General features: G+C 65.0%; 17 protein-coding genes and 2 pseudogenes. 8 read left to right on the forward strand and 11 right to left on the reverse strand.

Going from position 1 to position 23777, the window contains the following annotated elements:
• The first annotated feature begins 8 nt into the window (after positions 1-8).
• The 5 genes from FHT32_RS16325 (at position 9) to FHT32_RS16345 (ending at position 10707) form a co-directional block, all read left to right on the forward strand.
• Positions 9-1397, forward strand: coding sequence for a DotU family type VI secretion system protein (locus tag FHT32_RS16325; RefSeq protein ID WP_176665660.1), 1389 nt, complete (start codon positions 9-11; stop codon positions 1395-1397).
• On the forward strand, positions 1397-5059 hold the full coding sequence (gene tssM / locus FHT32_RS16330) for a type VI secretion system membrane subunit TssM (protein WP_176665661.1): 3663 nt from the start codon (positions 1397-1399) through the stop codon (positions 5057-5059). The genes FHT32_RS16325 and tssM overlap by 1 nt, the downstream gene beginning before the upstream one ends.
• Before the next feature lies 1 nt (position 5060).
• A complete protein-coding gene (tagF, locus tag FHT32_RS16335) occupies positions 5061-5774 on the forward strand; it encodes a type VI secretion system-associated protein TagF (RefSeq protein ID WP_176665662.1) in 714 nt (237 codons plus the stop codon).
• 82 nt (positions 5775-5856) lie between these two features.
• Positions 5857-7917, forward strand: coding sequence for a serine/threonine-protein kinase (locus tag FHT32_RS16340; protein WP_176665663.1), 2061 nt, complete (start codon positions 5857-5859; stop codon positions 7915-7917).
• A 210-nt stretch (positions 7918-8127) separates the two neighbouring features.
• Positions 8128-10707: a hypothetical protein gene (locus FHT32_RS16345; RefSeq protein ID WP_176665664.1), complete on the forward strand. Its 2580-nt coding sequence runs from the start codon at positions 8128-8130 to the stop codon at positions 10705-10707.
• Positions 10708-10760: 53 nt separating this feature from the next.
• Here FHT32_RS16345 and FHT32_RS16350 read toward each other — a convergent pair.
• Positions 10761-11180 (reverse strand): annotated as a pseudogene (locus FHT32_RS16350) (ATP-binding protein); the annotation flags it as partial.
• 190 nt (positions 11181-11370) lie between these two features.
• On the opposite strand from FHT32_RS16350, the gene FHT32_RS16355 reads away from it, so the two are divergent.
• Positions 11371-12525 carry a hypothetical protein gene (locus FHT32_RS16355; protein WP_176665666.1) on the forward strand — a complete coding sequence of 385 codons (1155 nt, stop codon included), beginning with the start codon at positions 11371-11373 and terminating at the stop codon, positions 12523-12525.
• Positions 12526-12900: 375 nt separating this feature from the next.
• Positions 12901-13116, forward strand: coding sequence for an antitoxin VbhA family protein (locus tag FHT32_RS16360; RefSeq protein ID WP_176665667.1), 216 nt, complete (start codon positions 12901-12903; stop codon positions 13114-13116).
• A 294-nt stretch (positions 13117-13410) separates the two neighbouring features.
• On the opposite strand, the gene FHT32_RS16365 is transcribed toward FHT32_RS16360, so the two are convergent.
• Positions 13411-14337, reverse strand: a complete 927-nt coding sequence (locus FHT32_RS16365; protein WP_176665668.1) for a DMT family transporter — start codon at positions 14335-14337, stop codon at positions 13411-13413.
• The gene (locus FHT32_RS16370) at positions 14334-15212 is read right to left on the reverse strand and encodes an NAD(P)-dependent oxidoreductase (RefSeq protein WP_176665669.1); all 879 of its coding nucleotides are present in this window, start codon (positions 15210-15212) and stop codon (positions 14334-14336) included. Before FHT32_RS16370 ends, FHT32_RS16365 begins: the two co-directional genes overlap by 4 nt.
• Before the next feature lie 108 nt (positions 15213-15320).
• Between FHT32_RS16370 and FHT32_RS16375 the strand changes: the two genes are divergently transcribed.
• Positions 15321-16190: a LysR family transcriptional regulator gene (locus FHT32_RS16375; RefSeq protein WP_176665670.1), complete on the forward strand. Its 870-nt coding sequence runs from the start codon at positions 15321-15323 to the stop codon at positions 16188-16190.
• Positions 16191-16961: 771 nt separating this feature from the next.
• Here the strand turns inward: FHT32_RS16375 and FHT32_RS16380 are convergent.
• From FHT32_RS16380 to FHT32_RS16410, 8 genes and pseudogenes are all read right to left on the reverse strand, one after another.
• Complete coding sequence (locus tag FHT32_RS16380; protein WP_176665671.1) at positions 16962-17180, reverse strand: hypothetical protein; 219 nt, start codon at positions 17178-17180, stop codon at positions 16962-16964.
• A 152-nt stretch (positions 17181-17332) separates the two neighbouring features.
• Positions 17333-18565 (reverse strand): hypothetical protein, encoded by a 1233-nt coding sequence (locus FHT32_RS16385; RefSeq protein ID WP_256099023.1) that lies wholly within the window; start codon positions 18563-18565, stop codon positions 17333-17335.
• Positions 18566-19000: pseudogene (locus tag FHT32_RS35410) on the reverse strand (TniQ family protein); the annotation flags it as partial.
• Positions 19001-19009: 9 nt separating this feature from the next.
• Complete coding sequence (locus tag FHT32_RS16390; protein ID WP_176665673.1) at positions 19010-20077, reverse strand: TniQ family protein; 1068 nt, start codon at positions 20075-20077, stop codon at positions 19010-19012.
• Positions 20064-20984 (reverse strand): TniB family NTP-binding protein, encoded by a 921-nt coding sequence (locus tag FHT32_RS16395; RefSeq protein WP_176665674.1) that lies wholly within the window; start codon positions 20982-20984, stop codon positions 20064-20066. Before FHT32_RS16395 ends, FHT32_RS16390 begins: the two co-directional genes overlap by 14 nt.
• Entirely contained in the window at positions 20981-21697 is a 717-nt protein-coding gene (locus tag FHT32_RS16400) for a hypothetical protein (RefSeq protein WP_176665675.1), read from the reverse strand. Before FHT32_RS16400 ends, FHT32_RS16395 begins: the two co-directional genes overlap by 4 nt.
• Entirely contained in the window at positions 21694-23052 is a 1359-nt protein-coding gene (locus FHT32_RS16405; protein WP_176665676.1) for a DDE-type integrase/transposase/recombinase, read from the reverse strand. The genes FHT32_RS16400 and FHT32_RS16405 overlap by 4 nt, the downstream gene beginning before the upstream one ends.
• Positions 23024-23728 (reverse strand): hypothetical protein, encoded by a 705-nt coding sequence (locus FHT32_RS16410; protein ID WP_176665677.1) that lies wholly within the window; start codon positions 23726-23728, stop codon positions 23024-23026. Before FHT32_RS16410 ends, FHT32_RS16405 begins: the two co-directional genes overlap by 29 nt.
• Between the last annotated feature and the right edge of the window lie 49 nt (positions 23729-23777).

Below are 23777 nucleotides of genomic sequence, written 5' to 3' on the forward strand. Positions count from 1 at the left end.
GGGACTCTATGAACGGTGTCAACGACATGGCCGTCGGCCCGGGAGGCTTCGTGCCGCCGAATCCGGGTGGCGGCAACGCCGATGCGGGCGGCATGCCCGCGGCACAGCGCGGACTCGGTGCGCAACCCGACTCCTTCACCGCCTGGCATGACGCGCGGCGTCCGCATGCGGGCGACACGGCGCTGGCCGGCAACAACCCGCTGGTGGCCGCGGCCAATCCGCTGCTCGACCTGATTCCGCAGATCCGCGCCACCGGCCACCATCCCGCGCCTTCTCAGTTGCGCGAGCACCTCGTCGACGAGGTCCGCCGTTTCGAGACGCGCGCGCAGCAGGCGGGCATTGCGCCCGAGGTGATCATCGGTGCGCGCTACTGCCTGTGCACCGCGGTCGACGAGGCCGCGGCGCTCACGCCCTGGGGCGGCAGCATCTGGTCGTCGCAGAGCCTGCTGGTGATGTTCCACAACGAGACCTGGGGCGGGGAGAAGTTCTTCCAGCTCCTGTCGCGCCTGGTGCAGAACCCGCAGCAGCACCTGCACCTGATCGAGCTCATCTACTTCTGCCTGGCGATGGGCTTCGAAGGGCGCTTCCGCGTCATCGACAACGGCCGTTCGCAGCTGGAGACGCTCAAGCAGCGGCTGCTGCAGATCATCCGGCAGGCACGCGGCGAGATCCCGGTGCCGCTGTCGCCGCACTGGCAGGACGGCAGCGCACCGGTGCGCCGCGCGCGCAACTGGCTGCCCGTGTGGGCGGTGGGTGCGGTGGCGGCGGTGCTGCTCGTGGCCGTGTTCGCGTTCCTCACCTTCAATCTCGCGGGCCATTCCGACGGCGCCTTCGCGGCCGTCAACGCGGTGCGCCTGCCGCAGGCCGAACGCGCGGTCGTCATGCCGGCGCCGGTGCCGCGCCTGCAGCGTTTCCTCGAGCCCGAGATCCGCGAAGGCCTGCTGACCGTGCGCGACGAGGCTGATCGCAGTGTCGTGGTGCTGCGCGGCGACGGCCTCTTCGCCTCGGGCTCCGACCGCGTGCTCGACCGCTATGCGCCGGTGCTGGTGCGCGTGGCCGACGCGCTCAATTCCGTCGAAGGCAACGTGCTGGTCAGCGGCTTCAGCGACGACCAGCCGATCCGCAGCGTGCGCTTTCCCTCCAATTGGCAACTCTCCCAGGCCCGCGCCGACGCGGTGAAGAAGATGATCGCAGCGCGCATTGCGCGGCCGGAGCGCCTGCGCGCCGAAGGCCGCGGTGACGCCGACCCGCTCGTGCCCAACGACTCCCCGGCCAATCGCGCGCGCAACCGGCGCGTCGAAGTGACGCTGCTGGTGGCGCCGGGCGCAACCGCGCCCGTGGCCGCCGCTGCGCCCGTCGCACCCGCTCCCGCACGTCAGCCCGGAGGCAACCGCTGATGCTGCGCGCCATCTTCCGTTTTCTCATCAGCCGCGACCTCTGGGTCTTCCTGGGCCTGGTCGCGCTCGCCTTCCTGATCTGGGTGATCGGTCCGGCCATCGCCGTGGGCCGCTATCGCCCGCTCGAGGACGAGATCGTGCGCATCGTGGTCATCGTGCTGATGTTCGCGATCTGGATCGTGCGCGTCATCTACCGCAAGTGGCGCGAGCGCCGGCTCAACGCGCAGCTGCTCAACCAGCTGCGCACGCCTTCCAAGAGCGAGAAGGAGGCCAAGCCCGAGGACGCGCCCGAGATCAAGGAGCTGCAAAGCGGCTTCACCGACGCCACGAACATCCTGAAGAACATGCGCTTCGGCGCTGATGCCGACGGCAAGCCCGCAAGCCGCTTCTCGCTGTTCGACCGCCAGTACCTCTACCAGCTGCCCTGGTACATCTTCATCGGCGCGCCGGGCTCGGGCAAGACCACCGCGCTGGTCAACTCCGATCTCGACTTCCCGCTGGCCGACCAGCTCGGCAAGGCCGCAGTGCGCGGCATTGGCGGCACGCGCAACTGCGACTGGTGGTTCACCAACGAGGCAGTGCTGATCGACACGGCCGGGCGCTACACCACGCACGAGAGCAACCGCGAAACCGACGAGAGCGAGTGGAAAGGCTTCATCGAGCTCCTGAAGAAGTTCCGCCCTCGCCAGCCGATCAACGGCGCGATCCTCACCATCAGCATTGCCGACCTGCCGCTGGCCGACGACGCCCAGCGCGCGCGCCACGCGATGGCGCTGCGCAAGCGGCTGCTGGAGCTGCGCAACGACCTGGGCATCGACTTCCCGGTGTACGTGCTCGTCACCAAGACCGACCTGCTGGCCGGCTTCAACGAGTACTTCGGCTCGCTGGGCCGCACCGAGCGGCAGCAGGTGTGGGGCTTCACCTTCCCGATCCAGGGCAACCCGGCGAACAAGAAGGCCGGCAAGGGCGCGGCTGCGCCCGTGGGCGGCGACCTGCGCGAGCGCTTCCACCAGGAATACAAGCTGCTGCACCAGCGCCTGGACGAGCGCCTGCCCGAGCTGCTGGCGGCCGAGTCTGACCCGATGCGCCGCGCGCAGGCCTACCTGCTGCCGCAGCAGTTCGCGAGCTTCGAGGACATCCTCGGCACCTTCCTGGCCGACGTGTTCAACCCGTCGAAGTTCGAGGCCGCATCGATGCTGCGCGGCGTGTACTTCACCAGCGGCACGCAGGAAGGCACGGCCTTCGACCGCGTGATGGGCGCCATCAAGCGCTACCTGCAGGTCAACGCGCCGCCGGCGCCGCCGCCGGGCCCGGGCAAGAGCTACTTCCTGAAGGAGCTGCTGCAGCAGGTGATCTTCCGCGACGCGGGCGTGGCCGGCACCAACCTGCGCTGGTACCGCCGCAAGCGGGCCATCGACATCGCGGGCTACAGCGTGATCGGCGTGTTGCTGGTGCTGTTCCTCGGCGCCTGCGTGAACAGCTGGCGCAACAACAAGGACTACGTGGCCGAGGTCGACGCCAACGCCAAGGCCTTCAACAAGGCCGCGGCGCGCGGCGAGCTGCCCACGGTGGTCGACACCAGCGGCGACATCGCCAGCTCGCTGCTCGTGCTCGACAAGCTGCGCGACCTGCCGAAGTCCAGCCACTTCGACATTGCCGATCCGCCCACCTCCTACCGCTTCGGCCTCTACCAGGGCGAGAAGCTGCAGGCGGCCACCGACGGCGTCTACCAGCGCGCGCTCGAAACCGTGCTGCTGCCGCAGGCCGCGCAGCGCGTGGAGCAGTCGCTGCGCGAAGCCGCGAAGAACGACGCCGAATACAGCTACGAGGCGCTCAAGGCCTACCTCATGCTGTACGACGCCGAGCGCTACGACGCCGACTTCCTGCAGGCGTGGCTCCTCACCGACGTCGATCGCAAGATCGGCGCCTCGCTCACCCGCGAGCAGCGTGCCAACCTCGAGTCGCACCTGAAGGCGCTGTTCGCCGGCCGCGTGGTGGCCTCGCCCTTCGCCAAGGACGACAGGCTCATCACGCAGACGCGCGAGCGCCTGGCCGGCGTGCCGCTGGCGCAGCGCTCGTACGCGCGGCTGCGCCGCATCCTGCTGCAGACCAGTCCGCCCAACGCCTTCACCATCGCAGAGGCGGGCGGCGCCGAGTCGGCGCTGGTCATCCGGCGCGCGAGCGGCAGGCCGCTGACCGACGGAATTCCCACGCTCTTCACCTACCGCGGCTACTGGGACATCTTCGACAAGCGCATGGCCGAGACCGCGCTCTCGCTCGAGCAGGAAGACCGCTGGGTGTTGCAGATCCGCGCGCCCGGCATCGCCGACATCACCTCGCGCGAGCTGCTGCTGCGCGAGGTGCGCCGGCTCTACCTCACCGACTACATCAAGGTGTGGGACGACTACCTCGTCGACATCCGCCTGGCCGACAGCCGCTCGCTGCTGCAGAGCATCCAGATGACGCGCGTGCTTTCCACCGCCGAGTCGCCGATGTCGCGCATCATCCGCGGCGCCGCGCGCGAGACCGACCTGCTGCGCAACCACGACGAGGCCGCGCGCAGCCTGCTCGACCAGGCGCAGAACCGCGTGCAGAGCACGCGAGAGCGCATCGAGCAGCTCATCGGACAGCCCGACGGCAGCCAGCGCCGCAACACGCGCCTGGACCGCCCCGAGTCGCTGGTGGACAACCACTTCGAGCCGCTGCGCCGCATGGTCACCGCGCCCAAGCAGGGCGGGCAGGCGCCCATCGACGCGACGGCCGCGCTCATCAACGAGCTCTACAACTTCCTCACCGCCACCGACACCGCGCTGCGCAGCGGCAACATCCCGCCGACCAGCGACGCCGTCACCAAGGTGCAGGCCGAGGCGGGGCGCCTGCCGGTGCCGTTCCAGGGCATGCTGAACGACCTGTCCGCCACCGCGTCGTCGAAGGCGGCGGCGGTGACGCGGCAGAACATCGGGCAGAGCGCGGCGGCGAGCATCGGCTCGTTCTGCAACCAGGCGATCGCGGGGCGCTACCCGTTCACGCGCGGCTCCAACCGCGACGTGGCCTCGGGCGACTTCGCGCAGCTGTTCGCGCCGGGCGGGATGATGGACGACTTCTTCCAGAAGAACCTCATCACGCAGGTCGACACTTCGGTCAACCCCTGGGCCTTCAAGCGCGGCGTGGACGGCAGCGCCGCCGGGCGCTCGGCGTATCTCGATTCGTTCCAGAAGGCGCAGGCCATCCGCGACGTGTTCTTCTCGGGCATGGCGGGCGGGCGCACGCCCTCGTTCACCATCGACATCCGGCCGGAGGACATGGACGCGCAGCTCACGCAGTTCACGCTCGACGTCGACGGCCAGACGGTGCGCTACGCGCATGGCCCGCAGGCGCCCAGCACCATCAAGTGGCCGGGCCCGCGCAACAGCAACCAGGTGCGCCTGCAGGTGACCACCGCCAATGGCACGCCGGCCGGCGGCATCGTGACCGAAGGTCCGTGGGCGCTGCACCGGCTGTTCGACAAGGCTTCCATCTCCGCCGGCAGCTCGCCCGAATCCTTCAACGCCAGCTTCGACCTGCAGGGCAAGAAGGTGGTGCTCGCGGTCACGGCCAACAGCGTCTACAACCCGCTGCGCCTGTCGCAGATGAACAGCTTCTCGTGCCCCGGGAAGTCCTGAAATGAACAGCAGCATTCCCTCGCAGGCCTGGGTGCCCGTCGACGAGCAGATCGGCTGGTACGGCAAGCTGCCGGCCGCCGGCGACTTCCTCTACCGCCGAATGCCGCGCGAGCTGCAGGCCTGGTGGGACCGCTGGATGCAGAACGGCCTGGGCAGCTTCAAGCGCTGGCCCGACGCCATGACGCGCCACTACGCGGTGGCACCGGTGTGGAACTTCGCGATTCCCGCCACGCAGGGCGTCGACGCCGTGCAGTTCGGCTGCATCGCGCCGAGCTGCGACCGCGTGGGCCGCTACTACCCGGTGTGCATCACGCTGCAGGTGGCCGCGCGCAACTACCGTCCGTCGGTGCTGGAGGGCTCGGCCGCGTGGTACTGGCAGTGCGGCACCGCGATGCTGCAGGCCATCCGCCACGGTGTGGCGCCCGACCAGTTCGACAGCCAGGTGCTGGCCGCGGGCCGTGCCGGCTTCCAGACCGCCAGCGGCGGCTCGGACGACATCCTTTCGATCCTCGGGCCTACGGCCGGAGGCGCCAGCGCCAGGCAGCAACTGGGCTGGCCGGAGCTTCCACTGTGCTTCGACCCCTTCGGCAGCACCAGCTACTGGTGGACCAACCAGGCCGACGGATCGCCGTTGCGCACGGCAGCCCATGGCGGCGGGCTCAACACGCCGCTGTTTTCCAAGTTGTTTTCGCAGGGACATGTGCCATGGGCATGAACAAGAAGAGCCAGGTCGGCCGATTGACCCGGGGGCGCCATGAGGGCCATGGGCGCGCTCGTCCCGCAGGAGGAAAAGAAGCATGACGACGACGCACGGCATCGGGAGCCCGCCGGCCGATACGCAGGAGGAGCGCCCGCATCCGCTGGGCGTGAACCACCGGCTCGACGAGTTCGAGCTTCTCGAGGTGATCGGCGAGGGCGGCTTCGGCATCGTCTACCGCGCCTACGACCACTCGCTTCAGCGCGAGGTGGCCATCAAGGAATACATGCCCTCGATGCTCGCGCGCCGCGTGGGCGACAACAGCGTGCACGTGCGTTCCGAGCGCCTCACGGCCACCTTCCAGGCGGGCCTGCGCAGCTTCATCAACGAGGCGCGCACGCTCGCGCAGTTCAGCCACCCGGCGCTGGTGCGGGTGCATCGCTTCTGGGAGGCGAATTCGACCGCCTACATGGCGATCCAGCTCTACAAGGGCCGCACGCTGCGCCGCCTCGCGGAAGACGAGCCCGGCAGGATCACCGAGCAATGGCTGCTGGGCATGCTGGGGCCGCTGCTCGGCGCACTGGAGACGCTGCACCGCAGCCAGTGCTTCCACCGCGACATCGCGCCCGACAACATCTTCATCCAGCAGGACGACCTGCCGGTGCTGCTCGACTTCGGCGCGGCGCGCAAGTCGATCGCCGACCTCGTCGACGAGGTGGCGGTGATGGTGAAGTCGGGCTACTCGCCCATCGAGCAGTACGCCGACGACAACACCCTGCTGCAGGGCGCGTGGACCGACCTGTACGCGCTGGGCGCGGTGCTGTACCGTGCCGTCACCGGCCACCCGCCGCCTTCGGCCGTGGTGCGCAGCGTGCAGGACGCCTACGTGCCGCTGTCGTCCATGGGTCGCGACGACCTGAGCCCTGCCTTCTGCGCCGCCATCGACCACACGCTGGCCGTGCACAGCAAGGACCGCACGCAGACCGTGGCGGCCTTCGCCGCCGAGTTGGGGCTGGTGAAGCTGGGCGACATCTACGTGAGCGGCATGGGCGTGCCGGCGGTGATCATTCCCGCCGCGCCCGTGTCGGCGACGCCGCCGCCTCCGCAGCTGACGCCGCAGCAGTTCTCGCCGGTTTCTGCGCCGGCGCCGCTGGAGCCGGTGCCTGTGGCCACGCCCGAACCCGTGCGTGCGCAGGCCCCCGCGCCCGCGCCGCGTGCCGCTCAGGAAGAGGAAGGGCAGGGCAGCCGTGCCAAGACCCAGGCGCAGCCCCAGGCTCGCAAGGCAGCGCCCGCGCAGAAGGCCAAGCCCAAGCGCCCGCCATGGGGCATGGTGGGCGTGCTGCTGATCGCGCTGGTCGCCGTCGGCGCCTGGATCGGCCTGCGCCTGACCTCGGGCATGCAGCCGCAGGAGCCCACCAAGATCGCGACGGTGCCGGTACCGCCCCCGGCCGAGCCGATGTCGAGCAACACCGCGCCGCCGGCGGCGATGCCCCCGACGCCTCCCGCTGCCGATGGCGTGCCGCCCGCCGTCGCGGGCGGTGCCGCACAGCCGCCTGCCGCGGCCGCCAGCGCACCCGCCGCCACCGGCACCACCGCCGGGCCCCTGACGCCGCTGGAAACCGTTCCGGTCAATCCGCCGGCCACCCCCACAACGCCCGCTACCCCAGCCACACCGCCCGAGTCCGCGCTGGCCACCGCCGAAGCGGAAGACTGGAACCTCGCGCAGAGCGAGAACACGCGCGAAGGCTACGAGGCCTACCTGCGCCGCTACCGTCGCGGGCTGCATGCCCGCGAGGCCCGGGCCGCCATCGCGGAGATCAATCGCGTCTCGCCGCCCTCGGTGCCCGTCGCCCCCGGAACGCAGCCGCCCGGCACCACGACCGTGGCGGGCGCGACGCCGGGCACCCCCGGCGCCACGGCACCCGCTTCCACGCCCACGGCGTCGCCGGGCATGGGCCGCATCGTGTTCAACGTCCGGCCCTGGGGCCAGGTGTTCGTCGACGGTGCCGATCGCGGCGTGAGCCCGCCGCTGAAATCGCTGTCGCTGCGCCCGGGCATCTACAACATCGAGGTGCGCAACGGCGACCTCGAGGTTTACCGGCAGCGTGTGACGGTGCAGGACAGCAAGTCGGCGCCTGTGGTGAGCCACGAGTTCAAGTAGCCGGAGTTCTCAAGTAGCCGGGTCAGGCAGCCCGGCAGGGCTTTGGCCATAGTCCGCATCCTGCTTTTGCGGGATGGCGCGGCGCATGTCCGCGCGCGAAGAATGCGTCTCTCCCGCGCGAAGCCGGCTTGATCTTTTCCTTCTCTCTCCAGCCAGTCCGCCTTCCGTGGGTGTCACCGCAGCCGGCCATCGGCGCGCAGGAGGACGACCATGAGCGCGACAGCAAGCAGCAAAGAGAAAGAGCGGCCCGAGCCCGGCGCCGCGCGCCGTTCGGAGCGGGTGGCCGTGATCGCCATCCATGGCGTCGCGGACCAGAAGTCCGGGGACACCGCGCGCGCCATCGCCTCGCTGATGGTGAATGCCGGCACGCCGCAGGCCCGCTACAGCCATGGCGACTGCGACAGCTTCATCGTGGCGGTGCCGCCGCTGAAGGCGATGGCGGGCAACCGCTCGTCGAAGCCGCTGCCTCCTGGCTCGACGCGGCGCGTCCAGCCATCGGCGCAGGCACCCGATTCGATAGGGAAGGCCTTCGAGCAATCGCTGCGCTCGGACTTCCTGCGCGATGAATGGATCGTCGGCAATGGCCGGCCGGATGCGCCCGCCGGCGCCGGGAAGCAGGGCCCCACGCCAAGGGCCATGGTCTCGGCCGACGCTGGCATCGCCTTCAGCGACTACCTGCTCTCGAAGTGGAAGGGCGCCGACAACGAGGCCTACGAAGCCACCCGCATCCGCATGACCCGCATCGCGTCCGCCGCGGGCGCATCGCCGCAGCAGGTGGACGTGCACGAGATGTACTGGGCCGACCTGTCGCGGCTGTCGGGCGTGCTGCCGCGCATCGTCACCGAGCTCTTCACCGTGGTGTTCCGCCTCTCGCTGCTGGGACGCGACGCCGTGGACCGCGCGAGCGCCGGGGCCGGCCTGCGGCAGCCGGACGGCAAGCCGCCGCGCCGCTGGCTATGGCTGGCGAACCTGCAGCGAGGGCTGGACTGGGCCTTCTCCAACCTGCTGGCCAACCTGTTCTCGCAGCTGCTGCTGATCGGACTGCTGATCGCCGCCTGGGGCGTGGCGCAGCCGCACGCCGCCGTGCTGCGCACGGTGCTGGCCGTGGCGGTGCCGGCGCTCGCGGTGTGGTGGTACTGCTACCGGCATGGCGCGCGGCCCGCGAACCGCTTCGCTGCGGCAGCCTGCGCGATAGCCGCGACGGCGCTGCTGCATTGGGTGCCGGCGCACTGGGTGGTTGGCGTGGGCTGCCTGGCGCTGCTCGGGCTGCTGTTCGACTACGTCTTGCGAGTGGCGGCTGCGCGCTTCCCGGCGGTGCGCGCGGTGGGGCTCGTCTTCCTCGCGGCCACCGCGCTGCTGTTGCTGGGTCACCTGATCGCGAAGTCGTTGGTGCCCGCAACGCAGCCGCTCGACCTGCACGACTGGGTGCGCGCCGGCATGCGCGCGTTCGAATTCATGCTGCTGGGCATCGTGGTCTGGTGGGCCGCGGCAGTCGTGCCCTTCCTGCTGTGGTTCGTCTTCGGCCAGATCGCGGCTCGCGACGGCGATGCCGCGCGCGGCAGCGTGGCGACCGGGCGGCTGGGGCTGATGGTGTCCATGGCCTCCTTCGTCGCGCTCTCGATGGCCATCTGGGCCCTGCTCACCACGCTGGTGGAGTTCGGGGCAGCAGGCACTTCGTATTGCCCGCTCATCTTCGACGCGGCCTCGGGCTGCTTCGACAAGGGCTCCACCTTCCTGCACCTGCGCTATCTCCGCAGCACCGAGACCTTCGTGCTCGCCGCGGGCCTGACGCTGGCGCTGCTGCTCTACATGATCGTGGTGCTCGTGCCCAGCGTGCTCGCCGAAATCAGGAACGGCGTAGGCACGGCGCAGAACCTGGGGCGCTGGCTCAGCGGCGGCTACCGCCGGCTCGAAGCCGTCGTCACCGGGCTCGCGGCAACCAGCGTGGTGGTCGCCGCCATCGTCGGCGTGCTGCTGCTGCTGGCGCGCTGCGGCATCCTGCCGAAGGACCTGATCGGCGGCGCGTACATCGAATGGTTCGGGCCGTTGTCGGAAAGCGTGCTCAAGCCGCTGGTGCTCAGTGCCGCCACCGCGGCCGCGGCGCTCTCGGCCTTCGGCGGCGTGCTATCCCGCTACGTGCCCTGGCTGCGGCTGCCGCTCGACGTGGCGCTGGACGTGGACAACCATTTCCGCGAGTTCCCGCGCCACGCCATTCCGCGCGCGCGGATCTTCTCGCGCTACGTGGCTCTGCTCGAACACGTCGTGGCGCAGCAGTACGACCGCATCGTGATCGTGGCGCACAGCCAGGGCACGGTGATTTCCACGGAACTGCTGCGCTACCTGCAGCACCGCGCGCAATGGCAGGCCGATGCCGGCATCGACGATCGCGTCACGCGGCTGTGGCCGCAACTGCAGGGCAAGGTCCACCTGCTGACGGCGGGCTGCCCGCTGCGGCAGCTGTACGCGGCGCGCTTTCCTCTTCTCTACGAATGGGTGGGCCGGACCACGACGCCTGGCAACAGCGGCCCGCTCGCCTCCGACGTCGGCGCCAGCCGCTGGATCAACCTGTACACCACCGGCGACTACGTCGGCCGCTGGCTGTGGTGCGATCCGCCCCCGGCGATCGACACGGTGGGCGGCCACGCGACGCTGTGGAACCCGGCGCCGGCCTTCACGGCGGCGCCGGGCGGAGCGGAGCACGACGTGTGCATGGGCATCGGCGCGCACACGCACTACTTCGAGCAGGGCGGGACCTATGCGGCGCGGTGGATCGATTCGCTGGTGAGCTGAAGGCCGGGCCGGTGAGCCTTTCCTTCTTCTTCCTTTTTCCTTCTTCTAGGCGTCTAGGCGGCCCCGCGCAACGCCCGCCGGTACTGCACCGCCTCAGCCAGATGCCCGATCTGCACCGCCTCCGACGCAGCCAGGTCCGCAATCGTCCGCGCCACCTTCAGCGCCCGGTGCGTGCTGCGCGCGGACCAGCCCAGCTTGGCCGCCGCGTTGAACATGAATGCGCGCGCCGCGTCGTCGAGTGCCGCGTGCCGGTCGATGGCCGCGCCGTGCAGCGACTGGTTGGCATGGCCCTGGCGCTGCACTGCTCGCTCGCGCGCGGCGACGACGCGCTCGCGGATGCTGTCAGTCGGCTCGCCCGCGGGCGCTTCGAGCAGCAGTTGGGCCGAGACCGGCGGCACTTCGATGTGCAGGTCGATGCGGTCGAGCAGCGGGCCGCTGAGCTTGCCCTGGTAGCGCGACACCTGCTGTGGGGAATCAAAATAAATGCGCCATCTTTCCCAAGAAGATCAACAACTTACACGAAAACCTTGGCTCAGGCATCGTGTTCGACGAAGCTCAATTGTTGAGCGAGAGGGTCGTTTGAATCAAAGTTGATGAACTCCTAGGCGGATCAGTCACGGAAGAGCGATCTGCTATACATGAGGCAACAGGAGGACGAGTGCGATGGAGAACGTAACGCCCAACGTTGATGCAGAGCTTGATGCTGCTGTCCAGGAGTTCATATGCATCAAGCGGTCGATGAACGATAGGCGCCCGAAGTCGCACGGCTTCTTGGCTTGGATGCACTCACTTCCTCGAGAAATATTCATTGATCGGCGTGGCGATGGCGACTATGCGTGCTGGCCGTCTTGTACATTGACCGCTGTCCTGCCTTTTTTTATCGATGAACCCGCACTGGACGCGTTACCTCGGCCGGCCCGCGTTGCGGTGAAGACCACGCTCGGCTCGAGCTTCAAACGCGCAGAAGACATGCGGCCACAATCCTCGCTGAGCGTCGAGGAGAACATCAAGTTCTTCACGGATGACGAACGCGCAACTACGTCTACCGAAAAAGCGCAGGTCCGCATGATCCGCCAACTGGGCCTTTGCTACGTTGCAGGTGAGGGAAAAAACAGAGTAGCGTTTCTGGCTCACCATGGCGAAGAGTGGATGCCTTGTGAACTTCAAGACGTGGACTACCCGTCGGCAGAGCGCCTCCAACTGATAGAAATTCGTGAGGGGCCTCAACGCAGTTGGGTGTGCGTGAAGGATGGCAAGGAGGTCGAGTTGATTGCATATCCTGAGCTCACGCTTGTGCTCCTCAATGCCTATGGCGTGCGTGTTTCTAAATGGTCTGCGGTTTGGCCGATGCAAACGACCGTCATGAATTCCTTTCGGATGCAGACGATCGATTACCAGCGCCTTGACGGGTTAAGGTCCGTGCCAAGTTACCCAGTGGATCTCCAAGAGTTGGTCCGGCGTGAGAACGAACTGCGAAAGTCGCAGCCAGAAACCTCATTTATGGCTTTTCTGCATCCTCGCTTGGAGATGCGCCGCGGGCCATTCCTCGGTGCCGCTGCGGGTTTGCTGGGACTCTCGATTCTCGCCAGCTATTTTCCTCTCTCCAACCCGATCGCTTTGGCCGTGGTCTGCGGATCTGCTTGTGCGTTCCTGGGGGTTGCCATCGGCCTGTGCGTTGCTGTTCGGATTAAGCCAGAGCCACTTGCATCATCGGCCCTAGCTGCATTGGCAGCAGATCCTTGCCTCAAGATGGATACAGGTACGCCATGCCGCCCGGTCGGGATTCGTCGGGGTTATACGACTCGTCGGCTAGGGTAGGTTCTCCTGCTCGGATATTTTGGTCGCATCCTAGCCGGAGGTGAGAACTGAGGCATCCCACTAACTAGGGAGGTGGTGTCCGCGCTCTAGCCACCGTCAAAAAGTACCGAGAGCGGGCGAAGAAGCGCCCCCTACGCCAAGCGGACGAGCTCGAGCAAGCTCGATCCCTACGCCGACAAGCTCGCGACCTGACTCGCGATCGAGGCAACCAAATCGCGGAAACAACGGCGCAATCTGCGACAGATTCACACAGGTGTGGACTATGCGCTGGCGTCGATGGGCCTGGAGGGGGCCAACTCAGCGAAGCCGATGAGCGGCACGCGCAGCGCTTTATCAATGGTGAAATCGATCTGGCCGACTTCGTGAGAGTACGTGATGCCTGAGGCCAGTGTCGGGAATTCACTCGCAGCAGAGAAGATGCGCCGCAAGAAGGCATACGACTCAGCGATCGCCTCGGTCGGCCTCGAAGGTTTCAAGGTGCCGAAGGAATACGCTGACCAGGCACAACGCTTCGTCAACGGTGAAATCGATTTCGATGTGCTTGGTGAATTCCTACACAAGCGTTTCGGCCTCGACGAATCGCAGAGGTAGGTGGCCTCGGGCGTACCTAGTACCGAGCGGAGTCAAGGGCGACACCGCAGGCCGCACGCGGAGCGCAGCCCGGAACGGGCGAGCACCGAACGGGCGAGGATGGCGGGCGCTAGCCTTTACCCTTGACGCCTCAGTCATTACATAGCCTATCGGCCAGGGGAAGGAGCAAGGCGAAGCCGCCGAGCCTATCCCCTGAGCCTGTCGGCGGCGAGACGCGGGATGCAACCGGAGGGGTTGCCCAAGCGAAGCGCGGAGGATTCCGATTGGTGGCCGGGCTCTGTGTCCCGCGCCGTCTTAGGTTCGTTTCGCACGCCCGCCCGTCACGACGAATGCGACACCACACATGACTAGCGCAATGCCGACCAGGGTCAGCCACGCAGGTACTTCCTTGAGGACGACCATGCCGATCAGGACGGCCAGCGCTGGCGCGAGTGCGCCGAAGATCGCCGCCCGAGGGGCACCTAAGCGGCGCACCGCTTCCGTGTAGAAGAACATGCCCAGGATCGCGACAGCGATACCTTGCGCCACAACCTGGAAAGCCACCTCCGCAGGCGGTGCGGTGAAGATGTTTGGCTTCAGCCAAAGGAAGTATATCGGCGCAAACACCAGAGCAGAGAGGCAATTCACCAGTGCCGTCGCGTGCCACGGGCTAACGCCCGAGCGCCGCTGTGCCACGGTGAAGCTCGCGAAGAACAGACCCGCAAGCAGAAACAGCAGATCGCCCCGCCACTCGCCGGCAGCGCGGTTCGCTATCAGCGCATAGCCACCAATGCAGAGCACGCCAGCGACGACGATTCCCATGCCGCCCAACTGCTGGCGAGTGAACCTCTCGCCGAACAGAAGCCCGGACAGCAAGGCCACCCAGATAGGCATCGTGCCGATCATCAGGGTCGCGACGTGGGAAGCCGGCGCGAACTGCATGCCAATCGAGCCCAGCAGCATGAAGGGCACGCCGGCACCCAGCACCATCACCAGCAGCCGAACGATGCCGATCTGTTGGATGCCCAGGCCCTTGCGCACGAGGATCGGCCACAGAAGCAATGCCGATACACCGAAGCGCAAGAACGTCACGTCGTGGGGGCCTAGGCTGGTCGTCACCGCAAAGCGGGTGGCGACGGACCAACTTGACCAGATCAATGCAACGGCGAGGCCGCACAGCACGCCCATGCCCAAGCTCTGCCGGCCGGCCGGTCCCGTGGTCGGAATGGGGATCGCAGTCATGACTGCCGTCCCTTCCGCAGTATCTTGACGATACCTACCGCGTCGTCCTGGGACTGTCCGCGCTGCATGGCCTCGGAGAACAGTGTTCGGTTGACCTCGGCGACGGGCACCCAAAGCCCACGCTGGGCGGCCTCGTCACACACCAGACCGATGTCCTTGGCGACATGGCGGATAGGAGCCTGCTGCGCGAAATTGTCGGCCAGCATCTTCGGCGCTTTCATGCGCAACACGTCATTGGCCAGCGGTCCCGCTTGCGCCATCTCCAGGAATTGCGCGACATCGAGGCCAATGCCCGCAGCGAAGTGCGTGGCTTCGGTGATCGCCTCGAAATAGGCGATCAGCAGGAGCTGGTTTGCCAGCTTCATGCGCATCGCTGTAGGGATGGGGCCGCACCGTACCGTCTTCTTGCCCACGGCGTCGAACAGGGGCTGCACATCGTCGATGTGTCCAGGCTCGGCCGCAGCCGCGAGGATCACGAGCTGGCCTGTCTCGGCCGGCTGCTTCGAGCCAGATACCGGCGCTTCGACGTAGCGAGCGCCGGCCGCCGCCAAGTTGGCGGCCAGTTCGGCCGAGTAGGCCGGCGCAATGGTCGACATCAGCACGATCGTCTTGCCCTTCACGGGGGCCGCAATCGTGCCGTTCGCCTCGCGCTGCAACGCCTGATCGACCTCGACGTGGCTCGGAACCATGAGGACGATGGCGTCCGAGGCCTCGATAACGTGCCGGGCCGTGTCGGCGACAGCGATCCCGAGAGAGCGCAGACCATCACAGCGACTGGCTGTGCGGTTGAAGACAGTGACGCTGTGCCCCGCCTTGTGGAGATTTCTCGCCATGGGCTCGCCCATGACGCCGATGCCAATGATCCCGATTTTCATAACCAGTCCAGCCCATTGAAATTGCGTGTGAGCGGGACTCTAGGGAGAATGGGAGATCGTGAAAAATGATTTATTGAGAATCAATGATTCGGAAAAGGAGATATGCCAATGGAGTTTTCCGACCTGACGATATTTTTGGCCGTGGTCCGCAACGGCGGGGTGGTGCGTGCCGCCGAGGTTTTGCATCGGGCGCAGTCGAGCGTCACATCGCGGATCCAGGTTTTGGAGGAGAAGCTGGGCGTGCAGCTTTTTTTGCGCGAGGGCAGGAGACTGCAGTTGTCGCCTGCCGGCCAGATCCTGGTCGGCTACGCAGAGCGCCTTGTCGAGTTGTCCAGGGCGGCCGCCAACGCGGTTCAGAGCGACCAACCTACGGGAGTCTTGCGGCTTGGCGCCATGGAAAGCACGGCTGCGGTTCGCTTGCCTGGCCCTCTTGGCATCTTTCATGAGCGATATCCAGACGTGGCGCTGGAGCTTTATTCCGGAGACCCCCGCGATTTGGTCAATAAAGTGCTCAATTCCGAACTCGACGCCGCGTTGATCGCGGACCCCGTATCGGACCACCGGCTGGAGACGATGGCCATCTACGACGAGGAGCTCGTGATCATCGCCGAGGCTAAGCACGGTGCTATCGCGTCGCCCAAGGATCTTCCGTCGAAATCCATCCTCGCATTTCATCCCGGATGCCCCCACCGCAAGCGTCTTGAAGACTGGTTTGCGCGCGGCCACGTCATGCCGGAGCGGATCGTGGAGGTGGGCTCGTACCACCTTATCCTCGGCTGCGTTGCCGTTGGAATGGGTGTCGCGCTGGTGCCTCACAGCGTGCTCGACACCTACACCGAACGTGCGCGGCTCAGTGTGCACAAGCTGCGTGCGAAATTCGGACGGGTGAAGACCCGGCTGGTATGGCGTAGGGAAGCGCCACAGGCGAAGATTCTGGCGCTGTCGACGGTGCTGCTTGAGAGTCATCACAAATCGTGAGATTCCTGCCCGTTCCGCGCTGAAATTGTCTTGCCTGTGACGGCGCAGTTGGCATCACGGTCGATTTCTTGAGGACTGGCCGGCTTTTCGCGTAGCTGATTGAGTTCCGTCCAAGCCGCAGCCTCAGCCTGCTGGCGCCTGGTGCGTCGCTTAATGCATAGATTCCCAGAACAAGCAAGCCCAGGAGGTCGAACGCGATGGATGGAAACTCATACATCGGAGAAAAGTCCACAGGCAGATCCACGCTGCTGCGGCGTGCCTCGGCCGATGCGCATTTGCGCCGGCGGACTTCATACGCCACTCGTGCCGGCCACGCCATGAACACCGATCCGAGGGCCGTCAAGATCACGACGTAAAGCGAATACGAGCCAGAAACCTTCTCATTCTAGGTAGAAGGCGAGACTTCTACCCAGATTCAGCTCTTCGGGGAACTGTCCTATTTCGTTGCTGTGAATGAGCAGCACAGTCTCCCATCGAGAGGGATCTCCATCGGACGAAGCTTCCGCCCAACTCGACCATATCCTTGAGTAGCAATCTGACGGAAGAATTTTCTTCCTGACGTTCTTGTTTCACGATTCCTCCCAAGATTGATGGCTTCAGTTCTGCTCTGGGTCGGAGTGGACCGACCCGCGCGGATCGCGTGCGAGGTGACTTGCAAACGACGGCTCATGCTCGAATCGTATGCGGGAATGTGACGGCGATCAGCAAGGCGCTGGCTGCAACGAGCATCATCGTGCCCGCCCACCCATGAGCCGCAATAGCAGCTGGGACTTAATGGCCTGCGCGCGACATCAGCGGCGGAAGTGAGGCCAGTGCCCTGAGCGCATTGAATTCATCAAGCACTGCGGCCTGGATCTGATGGTGATCGACAGGCTCGGTATCGAACATAAAGCCCAAAGCGGCATCGTGCCCATCGAAGGTCAGAATAGCGTATTCGAGCCAGCTATTGAATCCTTCTGGTGGTTTGGGGTTGTGGGTGGGTGCAGTCATGAAATCTCCTCTGCGCGGAATCGCGCCGAATTCAAATTGACGAACGTCGCAATCGGCGATGCATACGATTGAGCCAGAATGATCCATCGGTCTTGTCTTCGCAGACGAGGGCCCGCACACAAGCAGAATTCTCGCAATGCGTACTCTTCGCTTCAACGTTGCCGATGGAGAGGAGCATCTTTGCACTGCATCAGGTGATCCTCCGACCAACTCGACCGTGCATGGTGGTCGACCCGAAGTGTTTCCTCTGATGGAGCGGCTGTCAGCAGCCGCGAACCCAACTGCCATTCGGAAACTCCCGAGCGTCGCAGCAAATCTGCAAACCGCGAAGCCAAGCCGAACCCTTGGGTAGGGACTCCGAAGCGCGAGAGAAAAAGAGCGCGCTGCGGCAGGTCATACCGTTCGAAACGCGTTCGCGTGCCGCGCAGATAAAGTTCCATCCAGGCCAGATAGGTCCGAGCGAGTCTGCCGCGGGCGCCGTCGATACACGCGGCATCACGCCACTCCTGCAACAGAGCTAGGCCATCTTCCACGGCCAAGCCTGAAGCCGCCTTAAGCGATATCCGAAGCCAGGCCGCCGCGGCAATGCTGCACGCGTCGCGCAGAAGGCTGGCACGCTGCTCCCTGGCGGTCGAAGCACTCTCCAGATCCGCGCTTAGAACGCTGGTCACTGCAAGCATCTCGGTGTCCGACAAGCGACGCGTCATGACAGGCAGAAGCGCATCCAACGCTTTCCCTTCGGTCACTCCCAATAGTCGCTTGATCGCGATCTTCGACACTGGGCAATGAGCCTCACTCAGCAGCGCTGCAGCACTCGAGACTTCAGCCAGAGTCGTGCGGTAGCGCTTTCTCTCGAGATGTTCCTTGCAGACGGACCAGAGCCAGTAAGGCACGGGAATCTCTGCCGTGGCGTATTCTCCGCATGTAATGCGTGCAGCGCTCATGCTGCTGATAAAACGCACTGGCCAATCCCTAGTGAGCCAGTCCACCAGTTCCAACATCTGGTGCCGCATTGCTGTCGACTGCCGGTCGAACGGCAGCCGCGGTCCTCTTGCCATGCAGGCCAGAACAGGGATCAATTCTCGAGGCAGCCCAGCCCTTTGAAGCTTCACCGCGAGCCGGGGACGACCCAGGACATTCAGCAGCACGCGGACCCCGTCCCACCAGAGCTTGCTGTGAACCACGCGGACGGAAAAGATCGATCGGGGCGGCGCATCCTGAGGATCCACCAGGCGCCACTTTGCGATCCGTCGAACGCGCACCGGGCCCGGATCGTCATACAGCGCGCGACCACAGTGCTCACACAACTTCAGCGATGCTGTCCGTAGGCCCGAGAGGATCAGCTCGCGTCCGCAGCCGCGGCATGTATCGATGAGGAGACGCATATGCACTGCACATACGGTATTCACCGTCAGGCGCCAGGCGCTACGCCAGTACGGCCTCCCGTCCTCGGCCAAGCACGCTGCGCAGATTGAGTACCTGCACCCTTGGCCGCCACTGGGCATCAACCATCGCCCCGCTGTGCCGCCCGGCGTTCCGGTCATCGCCGTTAGCGCGCCATCCAATGCGTGTGAGCGCAACAGTTCAAGCGGAAGGCCGCTAAGTTGTTCCAGGCCGGAAAGCAGCATCCACCTCTCGGGATTCACATCGATAAGCGAACGTGAGGCAAGTGGAAGGCCCTCGTTCTGAAGCAGCTCGCCATAAGTGGTGAAGCCATTCGACAACGCCAGTCGGAACAGCCACGAAGTGAGCGATTCCGGCGAAGCCAGCCCTGGGATCGGCGCGGGTCGTACGATCAATTTCTGAAGCTGGCGAGGCACATCCAGAACTCAGGTCACGACGTTCTCGAAATACTGTTCGGAACCCCTGTGAACTGGCCCGCCCCCCACGCAGACGCTGTGGAACTTGACGAGCCAATCGCTGGCACTGGTCCCGTAGGCCTTCCCATGGACGAGGCGCTCAAAGTCCGATGGACGTCGCGTTGCGAAATCCTCCAACAGCCTGGCGGCGCGCGAGCGCACTTCAATCGTTTGGTAGACGAACTGTTCACTGAATTTGGCACGCGTGCATTTCTCTAGACCTGCCTCCGCTCGGAGACTCGCAAATGCCTCCATCGAGGTGACATCTGCGCTCGCCGCACAAGCCTGATTGAGAAGTCTGCGAAGTGGCAGGCAGGGCAACACATGAAGCGGTCTGTGTTCCTTCGCCTTGCGACGGTAGATTTTGTAGAGGGTTTGCTGCAGCAGGCCGGTGTGAAGGGGCGCCACGTCGGGCGAGCAGTTGCGCAGATCGAAACCACAATTGCCACAGTGGCTCAGTGGCAAAAGGATGGGCCTCGGAGCGGCGAACGTGCCCTTGCAACGAGGGCAGCGATCCACCAGATTGCGACGGTGAACGTCGCACATCACGGTCGTTGCAAGTCGCCAGCTTTGTCTCCAATAGGGCACGTGGTCTTGTGCAAGGCAATCAGGACATACGACGTGGCGCGCGCGAAAATATGTGGAAGTGCCGGTTTTCTCAGCCAGTGTCCAGGCGCGCATGACGGTCTGGCCGCTTCTTCCGGGCGTCGGTCTGTCCTCCAGGGACAGCCACATCGGGGAAATTTCCTCCTCGCTACGGCCGCTCACACGTGCCCAGGCATGTGCTGCGCGTTCCGGATCCGTCGGAACATCGATAAGGAGGTGGTTCCGCAGGCCGGCCGCTATGCGAATCACGCCTGGGCGTGTGATTGCGTTCGCCTTCTGTAGCCGGTAAACCCAGGAACCCAGCGATTCGCATGCGCGGCGATCAAACGGCATAGTGCCGATCGGCCGGGTCCGCACGATGACGATGGGCAGGTCGTCGGATGCTGGCGTTTCGCGCAGGGAATGCGCACTGGAATGCCTAGGCGTCTTCATAGAGCGCATCCTCTTCGTGATTGTCGCCGTCCAAGTAGGTTGGCTCGTGAAGTTCGCCGACCCGGTTGAGTCGGCGCATCGCGAAGGATTTGTGAAAAGGGTTCAGCTCGGCCGATACCTCGCTCCAATAGTGGCGCTCGAACAACTTCTCGAGCGCGACGAAGCTCAGCATCTGCCCCTTGTCGGCCAGGTGCCTCATCCGCTTGACCATGAACGCGGTCGTACGGTGAATGCCGTCGGTTGCATAAAACATGCGTGTGGCGACATCTGTGCTCGCGAGCCACTTGCGATTACCCTCGCTCATGCCCACCGCCAGCTCGTACAGGAAGCCACGAAACTGCGGGAACCGGTCCTCGAGATCGAATGGATAAAGCTTGAGCACCTCGGGAACGCGGGAGCGCAGTTGTCCGTTGTGCGCAAAAAGGATTCGCGCGCGCGGCGCGCCGCCAAACGCCACGGGAAGCTTTAGCAGGTCGAGCATTTCCTTCAGCGCGTCCGCGGCGGATGCAAAGGTGTGGGCCTGCCCCCGATCGATCAGATGTTGTACTTCGTCGACGCAGACGAACTCGACGCCGCATGTCTGGTAGAGGATCTGAGCCCGCTCGCGCAGTCTGTCGGCCGAACCGGAGCCCACGTGGATCTGAAGGGCCTTGAGGAACGCTGCGAAGATGCTTTTGCGGGTTGGTTGCGACGGAATTTGCACGCGCACCACCGGTACGCGGGTCACTTCGTCCTCGATCACCGGTGGATGGCGAAGACAATACTCCTTGAAGATGAATGATTTGCCCACGCCGGATACCCCGAGCAACTTCATGCTTTGGGGATCGTCGTCGAGGCCGCTGTCGGCATGGCAGTCGGCGAGGCGCGCCATGGCATCTTGAAACGCGAGTGTCTCGATGCAGATCATGATTGCCTCCCGGTCAAAGTCTTCGGTGCACGCACTACCGTGGTGAAGAATGGAATATCGTCGTCAACGCGCGGACTCGCCGGTCGCCGATTGATCGGCTTGCCCAGCGTGCCAGTGGTCGATTTCTTGCTGGTGCCGTTTCCGCGGTTTCCCCGTTTGCGTACGGACTTGCGCCGGGTTGAAGGCGCCTCAGGCACGGTCGTCGACTCCTCGAGAGACAGGCCTGTCACTCGCAGCATCCGGCGTCGGGCGCCCTGCGTGGTCGCCTGGCTGAGGTCACGTGCGGATTCGCGCGCTCTCTTGATCGCCTGCGAGAGCGAAATCTTTTGGCCATGGTCGCGTGCCTTACGTTGCAGGCGGCAGGCCACTTTGACCTGGAATGCGCTCAATCCTGCCTTGGTCCGATCGATGTTAGGCACCTGCAGGCGCTCTCCGGACCTAGGATCCGTCACCCAGATGAAGGCCATGAGCGACCGGTTTAAGCGCACCTGCACCGGCACGCTCACTGTCTTCTGATTGGGCTTCCTCGGCGCTTGGCGCAAGATGGCCTGCAGATGGTCGCTGTTGAAGATGCAGTTGTCCACCTCAATTCCCTTGGTTGTCAGCGTGCAGGTGACGGCGTCCGAACAGATCACGTCCAGTTCGTCCGGGTCCGAGGGAAGGCGGATGGACGTCGCCGCCGACGCGCTGCGCCACAGTTCGTACGGACTCATGCCAGCCCCCTGTGGTCTCGTGTCATATAGAAGTCGACGACCCACAGGTGCAGGCGCTTTCGCAGTTCGTGCAGATCGATCACCGCGTCCGCAGTCGGGTCGTAGTCCTTCGGACGCTGGTAGAAATGCGAGCCGGTGGCCCCCGGCAAGCCCGTCAGTGCAGACTCGTTAAATGTCCGAAAGAATCGCTCGATTCGGGCCTTGTACCTCGGCTCCTTGACCGGGCAGTACTGCAGATCGATTCCGAGCTCGAAACACGCCTGCTTCAGCGAGTGGGAATGGAATTCCGGGCCGTTGTCGCACTTCAAGACCAGCGGAATGCCGTGGCAGGGCCAGTCGCACTGTACCTCGGGGTATTCCTTGCGCAAATAGGTTTTCGGAAGGATGGCGTGCTTTAGGCAATCCAGCGCCGCCTGCGACGAGGTACCGCTGAACCCCACATCGAACCCCATGACCGCGCGGCTGAAGTGTTCGATGATTACGGTGAGTCGCGGGCGCCCCAGCACCAGGCCCGTTATCTCGTCAACGACGAAGAGGTCGAGCGTCGTGTGGTCGATCTCCCAGCATTCGTTGAGCCCATACATTTCGGTGTTCTTCGACGTCGGACGGAAAACTGAGAGTGCATGCTTAGCCCCTTCTCGCGCGGCCGTGACCTCGAAGCCCGGGCGCCGGCGCAGGCACCGCACAAAGGTCGAGTACGAAGGAATCCGCAGTTGCTGGCCGTTTGGGCGCCACTTGTTCTTCTCGAGCAGCTCTCCTTCGAAGACCTGATAGGCGACTTTGATCGAATAGCGCTCGGTCGTGAGGTAGAAGTTGTCCAGCACGGCGTTGAGGGCTTGCTTCACCTCGGGCGCCATGCGCTGTTTTCCTGGACCGCCACGGCGCTCGAAGTACGGCATCACTGCCGAGGAATCTCCGCCCTGCGCCGTGACCCGGGCGCGCCAGCGATTCAAGGTCGGGATAGAAGGCGCGCGGGCCTGGCCGAGCGTCTGGCGCACCGCTTCGAGCACCGCGCGTAGCCGCTTGCTATGCCTGCGCAGGCTGAGCCCCTCACGTTCGATGGCCCCCAGGTATTGTTGCCGGGCATAGCCCTGCAACTTGGCCGCTTCGCTGACATCGGCCGCCAGGCGGATCGCCACGGTGACCTTGCGCTCCTGCGTGTCCCGCTTGGCGCTCTTCAAACCTTTGAGGTTGCCCGAACGGTAATGAATGTGCAGGGTCGCAACTTCCCACGGTCGCTCGTTGCCCTCCTCGTCGGCCAGCATTACCCGATCGGCGCCGATGATGGAGCGGACCGTAACGACCTTCTCGAATAGCTTGAATTGCTTATTTGGTGTAAATGAAGTCAGCTGCATCGAAGCGCTCCTCGAGGGTATAGGTCAATGAGGTGGCCGCTTCGAGCGGCTGATGCATGTCGGCGTAGACAAAACCGAGCGCGAGCATGCGAAGGGACGCATCGGTCCCTAGCAGCGCCGCGAGATCGGTAAGGACCGCAGGCCTGTGTCTGGCGAGCTGCACGCAGTCCTCGGAATCTCGCTCGTCCGGGCGAGCGGTGCGCAGCGCCTGCGTGAGCATCCGGGCGTTGCGGCGCGTGATGGGCAGATTCAAGTCCGACTCGGTAACGACTAAGAACAGGACGCTCAGGTCCGCCAGATGCCGCCGGATGGCGGCCAGACGTTCTTGAACGCTCGCTTTCGCCAAGTGTTTCGAAGGGATACATTCGAGGCAGACGAGTTCTCCGTCCCGCCTCATCACGACAGCGTGTGGGGTATGGCCGAATGGGGTGCCGTCTGCCAGCGTCACATTCATCGTAGTGGGGCGAGTGCAGGCGTCGGCGACCAGCCATGAGGCCTCGAGCCGATAAACGAGGTCCCACTGGAGACCCGATTCCCAGTGCATGGAGCGCTTGAATCGGGCGGACGGGAAAATCCCGCGCACTCGGTGACCGCCTCGCGTGACTACGCGCCGCGGGCGAAAGGACGGATCCTGCCCCACCAATTGGGCAAAGCGACTTCTGAGAGATGTCGTCATGCGACCTCCATAAATCAAACAGCAAAAAAGACCTACGGGGAGCGCTCGA

Source organism: Variovorax sp. SG517, assembly GCF_013376045.1.
GTDB lineage: Bacteria > Pseudomonadota > Gammaproteobacteria > Burkholderiales > Burkholderiaceae_C > Variovorax.